The organism is Bradyrhizobium sp. AUGA SZCCT0105 (assembly GCF_018129565.1).
Classification (GTDB): domain Bacteria; phylum Pseudomonadota; class Alphaproteobacteria; order Rhizobiales; family Xanthobacteraceae; genus Bradyrhizobium.
This window is the reverse complement of record NZ_JAFCMK010000013.1, coordinates 61,813-79,735: the sequence shown is the minus strand read 5'-3', so window position 1 is coordinate 79,735 and position 17,923 is coordinate 61,813. Positions and strand designations below refer to the sequence as shown.

At 62.7% G+C, this 17,923-nt stretch carries 14 protein-coding genes and 1 pseudogene; 8 read left to right on the top strand and 7 right to left on the bottom strand.

The window, feature by feature from the left end; translation table 11 throughout:
• Nucleotides 1-180: 180 nt before the first annotated feature.
• The gene (locus tag JQ573_RS36080; protein WP_050400497.1) at nt 181-513 is read left to right on the top strand and encodes a PRC-barrel domain-containing protein; all 333 of its coding nucleotides are present in this window, start codon (nt 181-183) and stop codon (nt 511-513) included.
• Between the two features lie 180 nt (nt 514-693).
• Nucleotides 694-1,065, top strand: coding sequence for a glyoxalase/bleomycin resistance/extradiol dioxygenase family protein (locus tag JQ573_RS36075; protein WP_212319648.1), 372 nt, complete (start codon nt 694-696; stop codon nt 1,063-1,065).
• A 121-nt stretch (nt 1,066-1,186) separates the two neighbouring features.
• On the opposite strand, the gene JQ573_RS36070 is transcribed toward JQ573_RS36075, so the two are convergent.
• The 5 genes and pseudogenes from JQ573_RS36070 to JQ573_RS36050 all read right to left on the bottom strand — a co-directional run bounded on the left by JQ573_RS36070 (nt 1,187) and on the right by JQ573_RS36050 (nt 7,255).
• On the bottom strand, nt 1,187-1,828 hold the full coding sequence (locus JQ573_RS36070; protein WP_212319650.1) for a tol-pal system YbgF family protein: 642 nt from the start codon (nt 1,826-1,828) through the stop codon (nt 1,187-1,189).
• 74 nt (nt 1,829-1,902) lie between these two features.
• Complete coding sequence (gene uvrA / locus JQ573_RS36065) at nt 1,903-4,878, bottom strand: excinuclease ABC subunit UvrA (protein ID WP_212319652.1); 2,976 nt, start codon at nt 4,876-4,878, stop codon at nt 1,903-1,905.
• A 320-nt stretch (nt 4,879-5,198) separates the two neighbouring features.
• On the bottom strand, nt 5,199-5,858 hold the full coding sequence (locus JQ573_RS36060; RefSeq protein ID WP_212319748.1) for an outer membrane protein: 660 nt from the start codon (nt 5,856-5,858) through the stop codon (nt 5,199-5,201).
• Nucleotides 5,859-6,095: 237 nt separating this feature from the next.
• Nucleotides 6,096-6,431 (bottom strand): annotated as a pseudogene (locus JQ573_RS36055) (outer membrane protein); the annotation flags it as partial.
• An 80-nt stretch (nt 6,432-6,511) separates the two neighbouring features.
• A complete protein-coding gene (locus tag JQ573_RS36050) occupies nt 6,512-7,255 on the bottom strand; it encodes an outer membrane protein (RefSeq protein WP_212319656.1) in 744 nt (247 codons plus the stop codon).
• Nucleotides 7,256-7,700: 445 nt separating this feature from the next.
• Between JQ573_RS36050 and JQ573_RS36045 the strand changes: the two genes are divergently transcribed.
• Nucleotides 7,701-8,195 (top strand): single-stranded DNA-binding protein, encoded by a 495-nt coding sequence (locus tag JQ573_RS36045; protein WP_092114064.1) that lies wholly within the window; start codon nt 7,701-7,703, stop codon nt 8,193-8,195.
• 20 nt (nt 8,196-8,215) lie between these two features.
• Here JQ573_RS36045 and JQ573_RS36040 read toward each other — a convergent pair whose 3' ends face one another.
• Complete coding sequence (locus JQ573_RS36040) at nt 8,216-8,584, bottom strand: low molecular weight protein tyrosine phosphatase family protein (protein WP_212319658.1); 369 nt, start codon at nt 8,582-8,584, stop codon at nt 8,216-8,218.
• Nucleotides 8,585-8,924: 340 nt separating this feature from the next.
• Between JQ573_RS36040 and JQ573_RS36035 the strand changes: the two genes are divergently transcribed.
• Nucleotides 8,925-9,323 (top strand): DUF2306 domain-containing protein, encoded by a 399-nt coding sequence (locus JQ573_RS36035; protein ID WP_212319661.1) that lies wholly within the window; start codon nt 8,925-8,927, stop codon nt 9,321-9,323.
• Nucleotides 9,324-9,535: 212 nt separating this feature from the next.
• Nucleotides 9,536-12,262, top strand: a complete 2,727-nt coding sequence (gene gyrA, locus JQ573_RS36030; RefSeq protein WP_212319663.1) for a DNA gyrase subunit A — start codon at nt 9,536-9,538, stop codon at nt 12,260-12,262.
• Between the two features lie 424 nt (nt 12,263-12,686).
• Here gyrA and JQ573_RS36025 read toward each other — a convergent pair whose 3' ends face one another.
• Nucleotides 12,687-12,866 carry a hypothetical protein gene (locus tag JQ573_RS36025; RefSeq protein ID WP_173643488.1) on the bottom strand — a complete coding sequence of 60 codons (180 nt, stop codon included), beginning with the start codon at nt 12,864-12,866 and terminating at the stop codon, nt 12,687-12,689.
• A 261-nt stretch (nt 12,867-13,127) separates the two neighbouring features.
• Here JQ573_RS36025 and JQ573_RS36020 point away from each other — a divergent pair, with 261 nt between their 5' ends.
• The 3 genes from JQ573_RS36020 to JQ573_RS36010 all read left to right on the top strand — a co-directional run bounded on the left by JQ573_RS36020 (nt 13,128) and on the right by JQ573_RS36010 (nt 17,835).
• Entirely contained in the window at nt 13,128-13,937 is an 810-nt protein-coding gene (locus tag JQ573_RS36020; protein WP_212319665.1) for a transglutaminase family protein, read from the top strand.
• Nucleotides 13,934-14,125: a hypothetical protein gene (locus JQ573_RS36015; protein WP_212319667.1), complete on the top strand. Its 192-nt coding sequence runs from the start codon at nt 13,934-13,936 to the stop codon at nt 14,123-14,125. Before JQ573_RS36020 ends, JQ573_RS36015 begins: the two co-directional genes overlap by 4 nt.
• 635 nt (nt 14,126-14,760) lie before the next feature.
• Nucleotides 14,761-17,835 (top strand): hypothetical protein, encoded by a 3,075-nt coding sequence (locus JQ573_RS36010; protein WP_212319669.1) that lies wholly within the window; start codon nt 14,761-14,763, stop codon nt 17,833-17,835.
• The last annotated feature ends 88 nt before the right edge of the window (nt 17,836-17,923 follow it).

Sequence of the window (17,923 nt, the reverse complement as noted above, 5' to 3'; positions counted from 1 at the left end):
CTCAAGGTCGGGTATCGCCGCGAAGGCATCGGGGCGACCGCTACCGGGACTGGCTGCGGTGGGTGAAGTCGCGGCGGTGAGCAAGCGGGTTTGGCGCGCCGGGGTGGATGCGATCTCTGCACATCGGGCGTGCTCTGGTGCTATAATGTCAGTTGAACCAGGGAAAACAGGGAGGATGCCATGCATCATACCTTGGTGCCCAGCGACCGCGTCGAGCATGTCTGCGTGTTCGGGCGCGACGGCTCAAAGCTCGGATCGATCGAGCGGCTGATGCTCGACAAGGTGAGCGGAACGGTGGCGTACGCCGTGATCAAAACCGGTGGCGTGCTCAGCAGCCACCACCATTATCCGGTCAAGTGGACGGCCTTGAAATTCGACCCCGCGCGCCAGGCCTTCGAGGCCGAGGTCACGCTGGACGATCTGCGCACCGGCCCATCCGAGTTCGACGGTGACGAATTCGACTGGGGCGACCGCTCGCACGCCTATACGCACCCGAATTATTGGGCGGTGTAGCGCGGTGGCAGGGGACGGTTGGTAGCCCGCACGAGCCAACGGGTCGCGCGAACGCGCGCCCGATGATAGGCTCGGGACAGAGGTCGACGACTACGAGAAGGCTCCCGGATATCGCTTCGCTCATCCGGGCTACTGCTCTAATCTACGACGCATCGTCGTGGCCTAGGCAAAGACAGACGCATGCCCCAGTTCAAGCCCGCCGGCTGGCCTTCCGTCATACCGCGAATTGTCACGCGCGACCTCACCAGCTTGGCCAGATTCCTGCGAGACGTTTTTGATGCGAAAGGCGAAGTCCGGTCCGGCGCGCCAACGGAAATTCGGATCGGAGACTCGATCGTCCTGATCAGCGACGGCGGAGGCGTCCGCGAGGCCATGCCGGCCTTTCTCTATGTGTATGTTCAGGATGCGGACGAGACCTACCGGCGAGCGATCGCCGCTGGCGCCGAATCGGTCGAGACCCCTGCGGATACGCCTTATGGCGACAGGCGCGCGATGGTCCGGGATACATGGGCGAACGTCTGGCAGATAGCCACTTACCGAGGGAATCCGTAGAATGGGTGGAACGAAGCGATACCCATCATTCGGGCCGCAGGATGAGTTGATGGGTTTCGCTTCGCTCTACCCATCCTACGCGCTGGTCCGCGCTGCTTACCAGCGTGCCCGGTACCGAATTTCACGCGGACGCAATTGCCGCTAAGCGTGCCCGGATGTCATCGTACCTTGGTCCCACAACACCGATCTTCGGACGGTATCGAAGTCCGGACTCTTCCTGGTCGGCCGCACTAAGCGCTGTGCGTGCGTTGTTCGCGGCAAGGTCGGTCAATCCATAGGTGTTCATGATGAGGGCGCGGCTACCGTAGACGCGGAATACTACCACGGGAAACAATGCTGCTCGATTCCCGAACTCATCAAGGACCGCAAGGGCAGTCTCATAGCGGTTCGAGAGTTCGTTAGTCGCGACGACCCACGCAAGTTCAAGCCACGCCCATGTCTGGACACTCGGCTTGACACGCATCCTCTGGATCGCATGCTCATAGTAAGTCAGCGCGCCCTCAATGTCTCTTGACCTTAAAAGACAGTCGGCTTTTGCGGAGAGCGCTTGCACGACGGTAATGGAATTAGGGTAGCGATCGATCACGTGGTTGAAGAGAGCTATCGCATCGGCGTCGTATCGCTGCCCGATTTCCATCAGAGTGAAGCCTTGAACGAAGACGTACTGCGCCCGATTTGTCTCCCGCGCTCTGTTCAAGCGCCGCCAAAATTCGGTTTGATCCTCTTGCGACCAAGACTGCTTGCGAAACCAGTCGACGCCCATTCTAAGACCAGTCAAAAACGCTTTGGCGCACTGAGGATATCCACGATTGACCCCGGAATAGGGGGCTTCCTAAACTACTCCGCCGCCTCGCTCGCCGAGCTCTTCCTCGGCTTGCTGTTCGCCTTCTTCAGCACCGGGGCCAGAAACTTGCCGGTGTAGCTGCGCGGCGCCTTGACGATGTCCTCCGGCGGGCCCCAGGCGACGATCTCGCCGCCGCCGTCGCCGCCTTCGGGGCCGAGGTCGATGACCCAGTCGGCGGTCTTGATGACTTCGAGATTGTGCTCGATCACCACGACCGTGTTACCCTGGGCGACCAGTTCGTGCAGCACCTCCAGAAGTTTTGCCACGTCATGGAAGTGCAGGCCGGTGGTCGGCTCGTCCAGGATGTAGAGCGTGCGGCCGGTGGCGCGCTTTGACAGCTCCTTCGCCAGCTTGACGCGCTGGGCCTCGCCGCCGGACAGCGTGGTGGCCTGCTGGCCGACATGGATGTAGTCGAGGCCGACGCGGTGCAGGGTCTGGAAGGTCTCACGCACGCGCGGCACCGCCTTGAAGAATTCGGCGGCTTCCTCGACGGTCATGTCGAGCACGTCGGCGATGCTCTTGCCCTTGAACAGCACCTCCAGAGTCTCGCGGTTGTAGCGCTTGCCCTTGCAGGTGTCGCAGGTGACGTAGACGTCGGGCAGGAAGTGCATCTCGATCTTGATGACGCCGTCGCCCTGGCAGGCCTCGCAGCGGCCGCCCTTGACGTTGAAGGAGAAGCGCCCGGGCTCGTAGCCGCGCGCCTTCGCCTCGGGGAGGCCGGCGAACCATTCGCGGATCGGCGTGAAGGCGCCGGTATAGGTCGCGGGGTTCGAACGCGGGGTGCGGCCGATCGGCGACTGGTCGATGTCGATGATCTTGTCGATGTGCTCGAGGCCCTCGATGCGGTCGTGCGGGGCCGCGCCTTCGCTGGCGTTGTTCAGCTTGCGCGCGATCGACTTGTAGAGCGTGTCGATCAGCAAGGTCGACTTGCCGCCACCGGAGACGCCGGTCACGCAGGTGAACAGGCCGAGCGGGATCTCGGCCGAGACGTTCTTCAGATTGTTGCCGCGGGCATTGATGACCTTGATGGTGCGCCGGTGGTTCGGCGGCCGCCGGTCGGGCACGGGCACCGAAAGCTCGCCGGTGAGATATTTGCCGGTCAGCGATTTCGGGTTGCGCATGATCTGGTCGGGCGTGCCTTCGGCGACGATGTGGCCGCCATGCATGCCGGCGCCGGGCCCGATATCGAGCACGTAGTCGGCGAGGCGGATGGCGTCCTCGTCATGCTCGACCACGACCACGGTATTGCCGAGGTCGCGAAGCCGCTTCAGCGTGTCGAGCAGGCGGGCGTTGTCGCGCTGGTGCAGGCCGATCGACGGCTCGTCCAGCACGTAGAGCACGCCGGTCAGGCCCGAGCCGATCTGCGAGGCCAGGCGGATGCGCTGGCTCTCGCCGCCGGACAGCGTGCCCGACGAGCGCGACAGCGTCAGATAGTTGAGGCCGACGTCGAGCAGGAAGGTCAGGCGCTCGCGGATTTCTTTCAGGATGCGCGTCGCGATCTCGTTCTGCTGCGCATTCAGCGCCTCCGGCACGGTCTCGAACCATTCGCCGGCGCGCCTGACCGAGAGCTCCGAGATCTCGCCGATGTGCTTGCCGCCGATCTTGACGCACAGCGCCTCCGGCTTCAGCCGATAGCCGTTGCAGCCGGCGCAGGGCACGTCGGAGAAATACTTGCCGAGCTCCTCTCGCGCCCATTCGCTCTCGGTTTCGCGGTAGCGGCGGTTGATGTTGGTGACGACGCCCTCGAACGGCTTCTTGGTGTCGTAGGAGCGGACGCCGTCCTCATAGGAGAACTTGATCTCGTCGTCGCCGGAGCCGTGCAGCAGCGCGGCCTGCACCTTCTTGGTCAGGTCCTTCCACTTGGTGTCGAGCGTGAACTTGTAGTGCTTGCCGAGCGCGGTCAGGGTCTGGATGTAATAGGGCGAGGACGATTTCGCCCACGGCGCGATCGCGCCCTTGCGCAAGGTCAGCTCCTTGTCGGGGATGACCAGGTCCTCGTCGATATGCTGCTCGACGCCGAGGCCGCCGCAGGCAGGGCACGCGCCATAGGGGTTGTTGAACGAGAACAGGCGCGGCTCGATCTCGGGGATCGTGAAGCCGGAAACCGGGCAGGCGAACTTCTCCGAGAACAGGATGCGCTCGGGCCCGCTCTTGTCGTGGATTTTTGCGGTCTTCTTCTTGTCCTCGGCCGGTGCCGCCGCCGGCGCATCGGCATACTCGATCACGGCGAGGCCCTCGGCGAGCTTCAGCGCGGTTTCAAAACTTTCCGCGAGGCGCTGGGAGAGATCGGGGCGCACCACGATGCGGTCGACCACGACGTCGATGTCGTGCGGGAATTTCTTGTCGAGCGCGGGCGCCTCTGACAGCTCATGGAAGGTGCCGTCGATCTTGACGCGCTGAAAGCCCTTCTTGAGATACTCGGCGAGCTCCTTCTTGTACTCGCCCTTGCGGCCGCGCACGACCGGCGCCAGCAGATAGAGGCGGGTGCCTTCCGGCAGCGCCAGCACGCGGTCGACCATCTGCGAGACGGTCTGGCTCTCGATCGGAAGGCCCGTGGCCGGCGAATAGGGCACGCCGACGCGCGCCCACAGCAGGCGCATATAGTCGTAGATCTCGGTGACGGTGCCGACGGTGGAGCGCGGGTTCTTCGACGTGGTCTTCTGCTCGATCGAGATCGCGGGCGACAGGCCGTCGATCTGGTCGACATCCGGCTTCTGCATCATCTCGAGGAACTGGCGCGCATAGGCCGACAGCGACTCGACGTAGCGGCGCTGGCCCTCGGCATAGATGGTGTCGAATGCGAGCGACGACTTGCCGGAGCCGGACAGGCCGGTGAACACCACGAGCTTGTCGCGCGGAATCTCGACGTCGATGTTCTTCAGATTGTGTTCGCGCGCGCCGCGGATCGTGATGGCGCGCGATGAGGAGCCGGCGTTCTGTTGGCGCTTCGCCTTGAGCACTTCATCCATAGCGACATTTCCGGGCGCATGATCGGGCGCCTTTTGGGCGCGCATCGCCGGTGCTGCCGGGACCTTGCGCCGATGGGTGAGAAGACTGGAACGTAGGAAGAACGGCCGACAATTTCCAGTGCTGAGTCGCGTCCATCAACGGATAGTTTGCCTGATGGCAGCAGCCGTCAGCAGGGTCCGGTTCCGCCAGAGCCCTTTTGACGCGTTTTCTTTTACGCGAACCGGGATCCACTTCGCTCGAAAACGCTCCGACGGAAAAAGGCCGGCGCGAGGCCGGCCTTTCCGTGTGATCTGATCGCAGATCGAACTTAGTACTTGGCTTAGTACTTGGCGACGATCGGGCCGCCGAAGTGATAGTTCACGCCGAACTGGACGCTGTGCAGGTTGAGGTCGGGGGAAGGCACGCCGAAGTAGGTCTCGCTGCCGAGGCTGCGATACAGGTACTCGCCCTTGACCGACCACTGCGGCGCGATGAACGCCTCGATGCCGGCGCCGACGGTCCAGCCGGAGTGGAAGTTGCTCTGCGAAGCGGTCACGCCGAGCGCGCTGACGCTGATCTTGTTGTCGACCCAGGCGTAGCCGCCGGTGCCGTAGAACAGCACCTTGTCGACGGCGAAGCCGATGCGGCCGCGCGCGGTGCCGAGCGCGTCGACCTTGCTCTTCACAGTGACGCCGAGCGTGCTGGCCGAAGCGTCGACGTCAGCCCAGGCGCCGTCGGCCTCGAGGCCGTACACGATGTTGCTGGTCTGCCAGTTGTAGCCGATGGTGCCGCCGGCGAAGCCGCCTTCCATCTTCGGGTTGCCGGATTCCTCGCTGGCATAGCCACCGAAGCCGCCGATGTAGAAGCCGGTCCAGTTGTAGATCGCGGCCGGCGGCGGAGCCTTCACGTAAGGCGCGCGGGCCGCCATATCGGCGGCCATTGCCGGTGCAATTGCGCTGAGGGCAAACATGCCGGCCGATGCCAGCAAAGCATTCCTGATTTTCAAAGTCCCAGTCCCATTTTCTCGTTGTCCCTTCAAACATTGAAGGGAACGTCACAGCAGTGTCGTGTGACGATCAGGTGTTTCTACATAGAAATCTTGGAAGTTGTGTATCCGTGAAACCACAATGCACGGAAAATGGCCCGCGCGAGGCGCGCGCTTGCACGCAACGAAAAAGCCGGCGCAAGGCCGGCTCCTGTGTTCGCTGTGCAGATGCGCCGCGCGGCCGCCGGTAGCTCAGTATTTTGCTGATACGACCGGGCTCGCCGCCTTGAAGTGGTAATTGATGCCGAGCTTGACGGTGTGGAACGTGTCCTTCCACTCCGAGCGATCGTTGATCGCGGGCGTGTACTGGATCGGCGCGACCTTGCCGAGATCGATGTAGTTGTACTCGAGCTTGGCCGACCAGTTGGCGGCGAACATGTATTCGACGCCGGCGCCGGCGGTCCATCCCCAGCGCGTGTCGCTGGCCGAGACCGAGGGCGGCGCGAGCCCTGCATTGTAGCGATGCAGGATGTCGCCGACGGCGGCGCCGCCGTTGACGAACCACAGCTGCGGCGGAGCGCACCGACCACACAAACAAGCCGACCAGGCAAACAAAAAAGGCCGGCGCGAGGCCGGCCTTTCGTCTGGATCAAATCCGTGTCGCGCGATCAGTAGCGCGCAACCACCGGGCCACCCCACTTGTAGTTCACGCGGACGGTGACGAGGTCGACGTCCTGGCGATCGCGGATGCTGCTGAACAGCGCGCCGGTCGGGGTGGTGAGGTTGTAGGTCTTGTCCTGCATGAACAGATGGTCGTATTCGACACCAGCGGTCCAGTTCGGCGCGAAGCCGACTTCGATGCCGGCGCCGATGGTGCCGCCCCAGCGCGTGTCGCTCGCGCGACCGGCAAGTACGCCGGTCGGCGTGAAGTAGGTGCTGAAGCGGTTGTCGGTCAACGCCGCACCGCCCTTGGCGTACAGCAGCACGTTGTTGACGGCGTAGCCGATCTGGCCGGTGAACAGGCCGAACGCGTCGATCTTGCTCTGGTTGGTGAACAGACCCGGGAAGATCGCGCTGTTGTTGCTGCCCTTCAGGTCAGCCCAGTCGCCCTGCGCTTCGAGGCCGAACACCCAGGCGCCAGCCTGCCAGCGATAGCCGATCTGGCCACCGGCAACGCCGCCGGTCGCATCATGGCAACCATCCGAGCCGATGAAGATGCCGGCCGGGACCTGGTCCCAGCAATTGTGGCTCGAGCCCCAGCCGCCGTTGGCGCCGATGTAGAAGCCGCTCCAGTCATAGACGGCAGCAATCATCGGCGGCGCCTTGGTGTAGGGGCGCGCCGCGAGATCGGCAGCCGCGGCGGGCGCGGCAAACGCAATTAGAGCAACCGTACCGAGCAAAAACTTCTTCATAATCAAACCCCAGCTCCCCAATCGGCTTCCAAAGGTCCCGAAGCGCGATCTCAGACGCGAGCGCCCATCTGATAGGTGGTAGCTATACGCTGATTCAACCGCAAACGCCGTCTCCCAAATGCAACACTCGCGGAAGAAGTATCTGCAAGTCAAGGCTTTGATTTAACTTACATTTTTGTAAGGCGTCGGAGCCCGCTGGTGACTGGGAGCGAAATCGGCAGCCACGCCATGGCCATCGGCCGCTTCTACGGCTGGTTGTGGCGAACAAAACTGGAACAGCGTCGGCTGCGGTGCTATATCTCGATAATCGTGGATAACCGCGCGACGGCGAGGGCATCGAGCCGGCACCGGCCGTATAGATCATTCGCGACGCCTGCAAGTAAGTGGCGATGGTTGAGAGTGGCTGCCGATGTCCGGCGCCCGGTTTTTGAGTGGAGATGATGCGATGGCAGGAAGCGTGAACAAGGTGATCCTGGTTGGAAACCTCGGCAAGGATCCGGAGATCCGGCGGACGCAGGACGGCCGTCCGATCGCAAATCTTTCCATCGCCACCTCGGAGACCTGGCGCGACAAGGGCACCGGCGAGCGCAAGGAAAAGACCGAGTGGCACCGCGTCGTGATCTTCAACGAAGGCCTCTGCAAGGTCGCCGAGCAGTATCTGAAGAAGGGCGCCAAGGTGTACATCGAGGGTCAGTTGCAGACCCGCAAATGGACCGACCAGAGCGGCGTCGAGAAGTACTCGACCGAGGTCGTGCTGCAGGGCTTCAACTCCAACCTCACCATGCTCGACGGGCGGAGCGGCGGAGGCGGCAGCTTCGCCGATGATGGCGGCGGCAGCGATTTCGGCTCGTCCGGTCCGGTCAGCTCGGCGCCGCGCCGAGCGGTCGCCGCCGGCGGCGGCAGCCGCAACAGCGACATGGACGACGACATCCCGTTCTGATGTTCGTTTCGCAAAACGGCCTACGGGGCGGGCTCGTCCGGCTCGTCTCGTGTGGTCGGTGCGGCCTGAGCAATGAAGCGACCGACACGATTTTCAAGCATCCGGACCAAGACCGGATCCATGAACTCATAGTCGTCGGGAATGTCGAGACAGATGACGCGCTTGTTGTTCAGGTGAGACCGAAACCGGCTCCTGAGCTTGTTGCGATGGGTCTTCTCCATCACAAAAATGATGTCGGCCCAATCGATCTGTTCGGAGGACAGCAGGACGCTTGCACCGGACGAGATGCCAGCCGAGTCCGTCTCGACGCCAGGCCACGTCGAAAAGACCTGCTCTGCAGTAGGACTGCGCAGACGGTTGGCGCTGCAGACGAATAGGACGTTGGTCATGTGCTGTCGAAGCCAACTTGAGTGCGGGCATCTTTGCGTGAGGTTGGTCGGAATAGGTACGGAAGCAGCGCTTTCTGGGCAACTGGTTGGCCGAAGCTTTGACTATTCCGTCGGTCGGCGTTTCCGTGAAGGTCATTTCCCGGAGTGGCGCTATGATTTGCCACGATAATTTTCTCATGTGAATTATGAGGATAACTATATAACCTACTGCCGTAGCGTGCTTATCTGATGTCAATCAGCGCGAGTTCCCCAGACTTTGACACAGGCCAATGTGAATGATATTTACATTGGCCTGCGGCAAGCGACGTCTGGTCGTGAGCTTCACTCGAGGGCTGCCATCATGAGCCTCGCGCCATTGCTCGACGCTGCGCCTGCGATCCCGCTCCATGCCTTTGCCGCGATGGCTGCCTTCGTGCTCGGCTCCATCCAGCTCGCCGCACCGAAAGGCACGCTGCCGCACCGGACGCTGGGCTGGATCTGGGTGATCCTGATGCTGGTGGTCGCCGGGAGCTCGTTCTGGATCCATCAGATCAAGCTGGTGGGCCCGTGGAGCCCGATCCATCTGCTGTCGATCTTCTCGCTGGTCATGCTGGTGCTCGGCGTGACGGCCGCGCGGAGCCACAACGTCCGCCGCCACAAGTTCACGATGATGGGCATTTTCTTCGGCGCGCTGGTCATTGCGGGGCTTTTCACCTTCATGCCCGGGCGGATCATGCACGCGGTGATTTTCGGCCAATAATCGGACGATCAGGGCGTAGCGAAGGCCGGTTCCACCAGGTCTTCGCGACCTCGCAACCGCCGGGCAAAGCGGGCGCGTCGCAAATCTGCAATGCGGCCGGTAAGTGCATGAAAAAACGAAGGGAAAAACGGCTTGCCGGAGCCGCGCAAGGGTGGTTATCAGGCCCTCGATGGTCTATATGATTCCCCAGCAGAACTGACCGGATTTCCCCTTTGTCCGAACCCGAAGACGACAAGCCCGGCGAGCCGCCGGTGCCCTCAGATATTCGTCCCGTTTCCATTCTCGACGAGATGAAGAAGTCCTACCTCGATTACGCGATGAGCGTGATCGTGTCCCGTGCGTTGCCCGATGCGCGCGACGGGCTCAAGCCGGTGCACCGGCGCATCCTCTATTCGATGCATGAGCAGGGACACACGCCGGACAAGAAATACGTCAAGTCCGCGCGCGTCGTCGGCGACGTGATCGGTAAATATCATCCGCATGGCGACCAGTCGATTTACGACGCGATGGTCCGCATGGCGCAGGACTTCTCGCTGCGGGTGCCGCTGATCGACGGCCAGGGCAATTTCGGCTCGGTCGACGGCGATCCGCCGGCGGCCTATCGATATACCGAGGCACGGCTGACCAAGGCGGCGCTTGCCGTTCTGGCCGACATCGACATGGACACCGTCGATTTCCAGCCGAACTACGACAACTCGGAGAAGGAGCCGGCGGTTCTGCCGGCCCGCTTCCCGAACCTCCTGGTCAATGGCGCCGGCGGCATCGCCGTCGGCATGGCAACCAACATCCCGCCGCACAACCTCGGCGAGGTCGTCGACGCCTGCGTGGCGCTGATCGACAATCCGGCGCTCACGATCGACGAGTTGATCGATATCATTCCCGGACCGGACTTCCCGACCGGCGGCATCATTCTGGGCCGCCAGGGCATCCGCTCGGCCTACCATCTCGGCCGCGGCTCGATCGTGATGCGCGGCAAGGTGGCGATCGACACCATCAGGAAGGATCGCGAAGCGATCATCATCACCGAGATTCCCTATCAGGTGAACAAGGCGACGATGGTCGAGCGCATCGCCGATCTCGTGAAAGAGAAGAAGATCGAGGGCATCGGGGACCTGCGCGACGAGTCCGATCGTGACGGCTATCGCGTCGTCATCGAGCTGAAGCGCGAAGCGGTGCCCGACGTGGTGCTGAACCAGCTCTACCGGTTCACGCCGCTGCAGACGAATTTCCCGGCCAACATCCTGGCGCTGGATTCCGGCCGTCCGCAGACGATGAATCTGAAGGACCTGCTCACCATCTTCGTCGCATTCCGCGAGCAGGTGGTGACCCGGCGGACCAAGTTCCTGCTCGGCAAGGCCCGCGATCGCGCCCACATTTTGGTCGGCCTTGCGATCGCGGTCGCCAACATCGATGAGATGATCCGTGTCATCCGAACCTCGCCCGATCCGAACACCGCGCGCGAGGCCCTGATGTCGCGCGACTGGCCGGCGCGCGACGTCGAGGCGATGATAACGCTGATCGACGATCCCCGGCATCGCATCAACGATGACGGCACGCTCCGGCTGTCGATGGAGCAGGCCAGGGCCATCCTCGATCTCCGGCTGCAGCGCCTGACCGCGCTGGGGCGGGACGAAATATCCGAGGAGCTCGACAAGCTCGCGGCCGAGATCGCCGATTATCTCGACATCCTGCGCTCGCGTGCCCGCGTGCAGGGCATCGTCAAGACCGAGCTCGCCGAGGTGAAGCAGCAGTTCGCAACCCCGCGCAAGACCGTGATCATCGAGCAGGAAGGCGAGGTCGAGGACGAGGACCTGATCCAGCGCGAGGACATGGTCGTCACCGTGTCGCATGCGGGCTACGTCAAGCGCGTGCCGCTGTCGACCTACCGGGCGCAGCGCCGCGGCGGCAAGGGCCGCGCCGGCATGCAGACCCGCGACGAGGATTTCGTCTCGCGGCTGTTCGTGGCCTCCACCCACACGCCGGTGCTGTTCTTCTCGTCGCGCGGCCAGGTCTACAAGGAGAAGGTCTGGCGGCTGCCGATGGCAGCTCCAAACGCGCGCGGCAAGGCGCTGATCAACATCCTGCCGCTGGAGCAGGGCGAGCGCATCACCACGATCATGCCGCTGCCGGAGGATGAATCCTCCTGGGGCAATCTCGACGTGATGTTCGCGACCACCAGCGGCACCGTTCGCCGCAACAAGCTGTCTGACTTCGTCGACGTCCGCCGCTCCGGCATCATCGCCATGAAGCTCGGAGAAGGTGAGGCGATCGTCGACGTGCAGATCTGCACCGAGCGCGACGACGTGCTGCTGACCGCCGCCGGCGGGCAGTGCATCCGCTTCCCGGTCACCGATGTGCGCGTCTTCACCGGCCGTACCTCGATGGGCGTGCGCGGTATCGCGCTGGCCGAGGCCGACAAGCTGATCTCGCTGGCGATCCTGCGCCATGTCGAGACCACCTCGGACGAGCGCTCAGCCTACCTGAAGATGCGTCGCGCGGTGGCTGGCGAGGCGACGGCCGAGGAGCCCGCGGATGCCGAGGGCGAGGAGACGACGAACGCGATCCAGCTGTCGCAGGAGCGCTACGCCGAGCTGTCGGCGGCCGAGCAGGTGGTGCTCACCGTCTCCGTGAATGGCTTCGGCAAGCGGACCTCGTCCTACGAGTACCGCACCACCGGCCGTGGCGGCAAAGGCATCGTCGCGATGAGCGTCAACAACCGCAACGGCAATCTGGTGGCGTCGTTCCCGGTCGAGGACGCCGACCAGATCATGCTGGTCACCGACAAGGGGCAGCTGATCCGCTGCCCGGTGGCCGACATCCGCGTCGCCGGCCGCTCGACCCAGGGCGTGATCGTGTTCGATACCGCCGAGGACGAGCATGTCGTCTCGGTCGAGCACATTCCGGAGGAAGAGAACGGCGCGAACGGGAACGGCGAGTAGGGCCGTTCCCGAGCGTGGTTCGTTGCGTGCGGCTCGAGGTTGGGGCCGCGCCAGGTTGACTGGGGCCCCGCCAAGTTGATTGATGCCTGATTGCTCGGGCGCGCAGGGCTGCGCCCGTGGGTCGTTTCGGCGGGCTTCGAGAACTTGCGTCTATGTTAGAAGGGCGACCCGTTCAGGGCGCCTGGGGGGCAGATAGCATTGTGAACAGAACGCTATCGCCGTCCCGTTGCGCTGTTTCACGTGACGACGCGTAGCCGTGCACGAGCTCCAAACCGCCTTCGAAAACATGCCATTTCCAGCGAGTGGGCTCTTTCTGCGCACTCACGATAACCTCCAGGAGACGAACGCGGGTTTGTTTGGCCATCTTGCCGACATGCGTCTTGGTTGGCCCGCTTGCGAGCGCGCCCAATCTGGTCGGCAGGAGTTACTTCTTCTTCCTCGGCGGCGGAGGATTGATCTCGGCGATCTTGCGCAGGCAATCGGCTTCGGTGTCGTGCGGGCCGGTCACGAATGTTCCGCTGACTTTTGTGGAATACCAACCTGAGGTCACGCCGAGGCGCACGGACTCTTCAATCTTGACGTGACGAGGCGAGAGATTTTGCATGAAGGTCTTTCGGTGAGTGCGTTTGAATCTGTCTCGAACGCACGGGGGAGGCTTTCAACCATCCGACTGGAACATTCGTCGGGTTCGCCTCGCGCTGGCAAGCCGCGCCAGCCGGCAAGCGTCGTCGTTCCTGCGCGCGATTGCAGCAAATAGCCAGCACTTTCTCGCGCGATACGGGTATTTGTCCGATCAGGCACATCGTACCTTGTATTCGACCGCATCGTCGCCATGTCGGTAGGACAAACAGGGAATGTGTTTCGAATGAAGCTTCGCGTCGGATTCGAAATGCACTACGAGTTCCCCCAGCCGACGCCCATGATCATGGTGCTGGGCACGCATTTCACGCGCGCGTCCGATATCATCGTCCCCGACCACCTGACCACCACCCCCGCGGTACCGATCACGCCGTATCGCGACGGATTCGGCAATTGGTGCAGCCGTATCGTTGCGCCGGCCGGTCCGATGCGCCTGGCGGCCGATGGCGTCGTGCGCGACAGCGGTGAGCCTGATCCGGTGTTTGCTTCGGCCGGCCAGCACGCGGTCGAGGACTTGCCGGCGGACACGCTGGTCTATCTGCTGGGCAGCCGCTACTGCGAGACCGACCGGCTTTCAGAAATCGCATGGAAGCTGTTCGAGGGCACGCCGCCGGGCTGGCCGCGGGTCCAGGCCATTTGCGACTTCGTCCATTGCCACATCGCTTTCGGCTACCAGCACGCCCGTGCCACCATGACGGCGTGGGAGGTCTTCAACGAAGGCAAGGGCGTGTGCCGCGACTACGCGCATCTCGCCATTACCTTCTGCCGCTGCATGAACATTCCGGCGCGCTATTGCACCGGCTATCTCAGCGATATCGGCACCCCGTTGCCTTGGGCGGCTGGTGATTTCGCCGGCTGGTTCGAGGCCTATATCGGCGGCCGCTGGCATATGTTCGATCCGCGCAACAACGTGCCGAGGATCGGCCGGGTTCTGATCGCACAGGGACGGGATGCCTCCGACGTTCCGATCACCCAGACGTTTGGGCCAAACAAGCTGATTTCGTTCAAGGTCTGGACCGACGAGGCCGCGTCATGACGGATGATACCCAAGCCCTCAGTTCGGACGAGTTCGCCTCCCTGGTCGAGGTCGGCAAGGGCGACGCCCAACGGGAGATTCCCCAATTGCACGGGGAGCGGCTTGTCGGTCTCGGCTACGCGGTCCGACGGCTCGGTGAACTCGGCCTGACTGCATCCGGCGTTCGTCGTCTCGCGATCGGCAAATAGACCTAAAGGCCCTTGGATGTCCTTGTCCGATTTGGGTCAATGAGCCACGTCCTGGCCGGTGGAATTCTCGAGTTCTCTACTGGGACCGGCCAGCGCATCCGCTTTGCAGGGCGTTGCCGTAGGGGATCACGCATCCCGGATTGCGCTTCGGTCCATCCGGGCTACAAGACTTGGGTCCGCGTGCACTACGCTCGCTGTTGCCATGTTTGGTCCCAATGACTGTAGATGAATTGCGTTCGCACCTCCGACAGTTGATCGACACCTACGTGTGAGATCAGATCGCGAAGGCCCACCTGCTGTCGCTGGTTGCCATGCATGATGTCCCGGCCAAAGGAATCTTGGCTGAGTTCGAGGCCGCGCGGTCGGGTGCGATGAGCGGGGCCGATTCAAGACTGGTCGAAGAGATTGCGTTCTACTTTTGCTGAGTTTCCTCGCTGCCCCCAATGCTGTCGCTTGCGCCTGGTCGATCGAGACCGGCAGCCGTGGCTTCAGTTGGAGAGGCGCGTCGCCTGACATTCCCTGACAGCACCCGTAGCCCGGATGGAGCGAGATGAAATCCGGGCTCTCGCAATTCGCCGCAACATTTGATAATTCACTGTCATTGCCTCTACGGTTTAGACGGCAGGTACAGTTGCATGGCACTCATCATACTATCTAACGCGGTACAGACTTATTCAATCCTGGGAAGCCCGACACTGATCGCCGCCGATGGCGGCCCTGCCTGGCAGACGACGATCTCGGCCTCGCCCACGCTGGTGCAGAGTTACACGGTCTCGACAAACGCCATCGCCGGCGTGCTTCTCATCCCCGACCCGGAATATGTCGACTACCTCAATGAAACCGGCGCCAACGGGGTCTTTACGCTCCTCCAATACAAGCCATTCGGCTCTATCCAGGGCAGCGCCATCACGGTCGCACTCGAAGTCGGCGCATTCGCCTATTACAATAACTTGATCGCCGCGAACGTCCAATTCGTATCGACGTTGAACGCCTACATCGCGAACGGCTACAGCGTTCAGAACACCTTCGATGCGATCGAGCCGTTGGTCAATGCATTGCTGCAACCAAACGGACAGTCCCCGCTCGCGATCGGCTCTCAACTTGCCAACGATGCAACCGAGCTGGCGAATGCAGGCTTCTCGGCGCTTGGCTCCGAGGTTCAGGTGTTGTCGCAGATCGCCACCGAATGGGACACGCCGGTCTATTTCCTCAACGGCCAGCCGGTTTCTGCGGGCGCGATCGACTTTGGCATCGTGCAACTCGCCATCAACGGCGCAAGCACGACTTGGGCGGTGAACGGAGCATCCGGGGGCGTCACGGTCAGCGGCTTTACGGCGGTCAGCCGCTGGTCCGGCGATCCCTCGTCGACGAGCGGACACGGGTACTACAACATCCTTGACGCAGACACGTACGGATCACTGAACGTTTCCTCCTTCGGTTTCGCGCACGCGGGCAGCATGCCGCTGGCGAACCTGGTATCCGGGGGAGCAGCATCCGGGAGCGGCACAATCACGCTCTACAATATCTGGGAGACCGGCAGCGGCGGGGCGAAGGTCACCGTCAACGGGGTGGTCCAGCCGAACGGCGTGACGGTCGGCCTGACCGCTGCACAATTGGCGCAGGCTACCTATTTTGCGGGCTCCGGCAGCGACACGTTTTGGGTCCAGTACGTCTACGGGAGCGTCACGGGCTCCTGGCAGCCAATTCAGATCACGGCCCCCGTCGATACGCCTGGTGTCGTGGGGGTCGCCAAGACCGCTACGCACAACCAGATCTTCAGCGCCGCGTCGTTGTTCAGTTACAGCGACACGCTGGGCAGCGCCGCCACGCAATATGACTTCTGGAACACAGGATCTGGCGGCGGCTATTTCCAGCTCGACGCGCTTGCTCCCTATGCCGGCGGCCAGGACATCATCATCAATGCGAGCCAGCTCGCCAGCCTGACGTACACGGCCGGCTCCGGCTCCGACACGCTGTGGGTCCGTGCGTTCGACGGGTACGTGTGGAGCTCCTGGTCGAATGCCTTCACCGTGGTCGGCCCGATCGATACCGGACCGGTGGAGGCCGTCGCATCCATCCAGGCGACCCATGGCCAGAGCTTCGCCGCCAGCACGCTGTTCAGCTACAGCGATCCGTTCGGGGTCGGCGCCACGCAGTATGACTTCTGGGACAGTGGCACCGGCGGCGGGCATTTCGTTCTGAACGGGGTGACGCTCAACCCCAACGCGGACAACATAATCACGGCCGCGCAACTCTCGCAGCTTGTCTATCAGTCGGGTTCCGGCGCGGATACGCTGTGGGTACGTGCCAATGACGGGACCTTGTGGGGTAGCTGGTCGGCAGCGTTTACCGTGACTGCCCCGCTTGACAGCGGTCCCGTCGAAACTGTCGCCAACCATGCGGCTGTTCATGCCCAGAACTATGCCGTATCGTCGCTGTTCACCTACAGCGATCCCTTCGGAAGTGCCGCAGTCGCGTACGATGTCTGGGACAGCGGCGTCACCGGCGGCCATTTTTCGCTCAATGGCGTCGCGCTTCAGGCTGGCCGGGACAACTACATCACGGCCGCCCAACTCTCATCGCTCTCCTATCAATCCGGATCGGGCATCGACACGCTCTGGATACGGGCAAATGACGGGACCGTCTGGGGAGCCTGGTCGAACGCCTTTACCATTTCGGCCCCGATCGATCCCGGCCCCGTCGAGATCGTGCAAAATCTGAACGCGACCCATGGGCAAAGCTACGCCGCATCGTCGCTGTTTACCTACAGCGATCCGTTCGGGAGCGCGGCCACGCAGTATGACGTGTGGGACACCGGTGGTGGCGGCGGGCATTTCGTCTTCAACGGGCAGGCGCTGCAGCCCAACGGCGACAATATTTTTTCTGCAGCACAGCTTCCGTATCTGACCTACCAATCGGGATCGGGAACCGACACGCTTTGGGTGCGCGCCAATGACGGGACGGTTTGGGGCGCATGGTCCAGTGCATTCACGGTCAACGCGCCGATCGACACCGGCCCAGTCGTCACGCCGGTCAACCCGACGGTGACATCCATCCAGGGCCAGATCTATCCCGGCTCGGTGCTCTTTACCTATTCCGACCCATTCGGGAGCGCGGCAACGCGGTATGACGTATGGGACACCGGAGTTGGCGGCGGCGCGTTCTTCCTCAATGGGGTGGCACTGGCACCGAACCAGGACAACTATGTATCGGCGTCTCAACTCGCGCAGCTGACCTACAAGGTCGGTTCAAGCAGCGACACGCTCTGGATTCGCGCGTTCGATGGCACGGTCTGGGGAAACTGGTCGAGCCCGTTCACGGTTCAGGACCCCTCGACGATCGCGCCAGGACAAACGCTCGATCTGCCTTCGGCGAGCGCTGCCGATCTTTACTTTGCGTCAGATGGCGGCACGTTGAAACTGGACAACTCCCAGACCTTCACCGGAACGGTTGCGGGAATGACGGGGCGCGACGCCATCGATTTCGCCGACATCGCGTTTTCGAAGGCGGTAGTCCCGGGCTATTCGGGCGACAGCACGGGCGGGACGCTCAGTTTGACCGATGGGACGCATGCTGCGAACATCGCGTTGCTGGGCAACTACATTGCGTCAACCTTCGTCGCCTCCAGCGACGGCCATGGAGGTACACTCGTGGTGAACCAGCCCGTCAGCCCGGCGACGGTGCTTGCGGCCCCGCCGCATGTTGCATGATCGTTGGCCAGCAACGGCCTAAATCAAACGAGGCTTGCTTTGCCGTCCGTAGCCCGGAATGTAACGCAGAGACATCCGGGCTACGCGA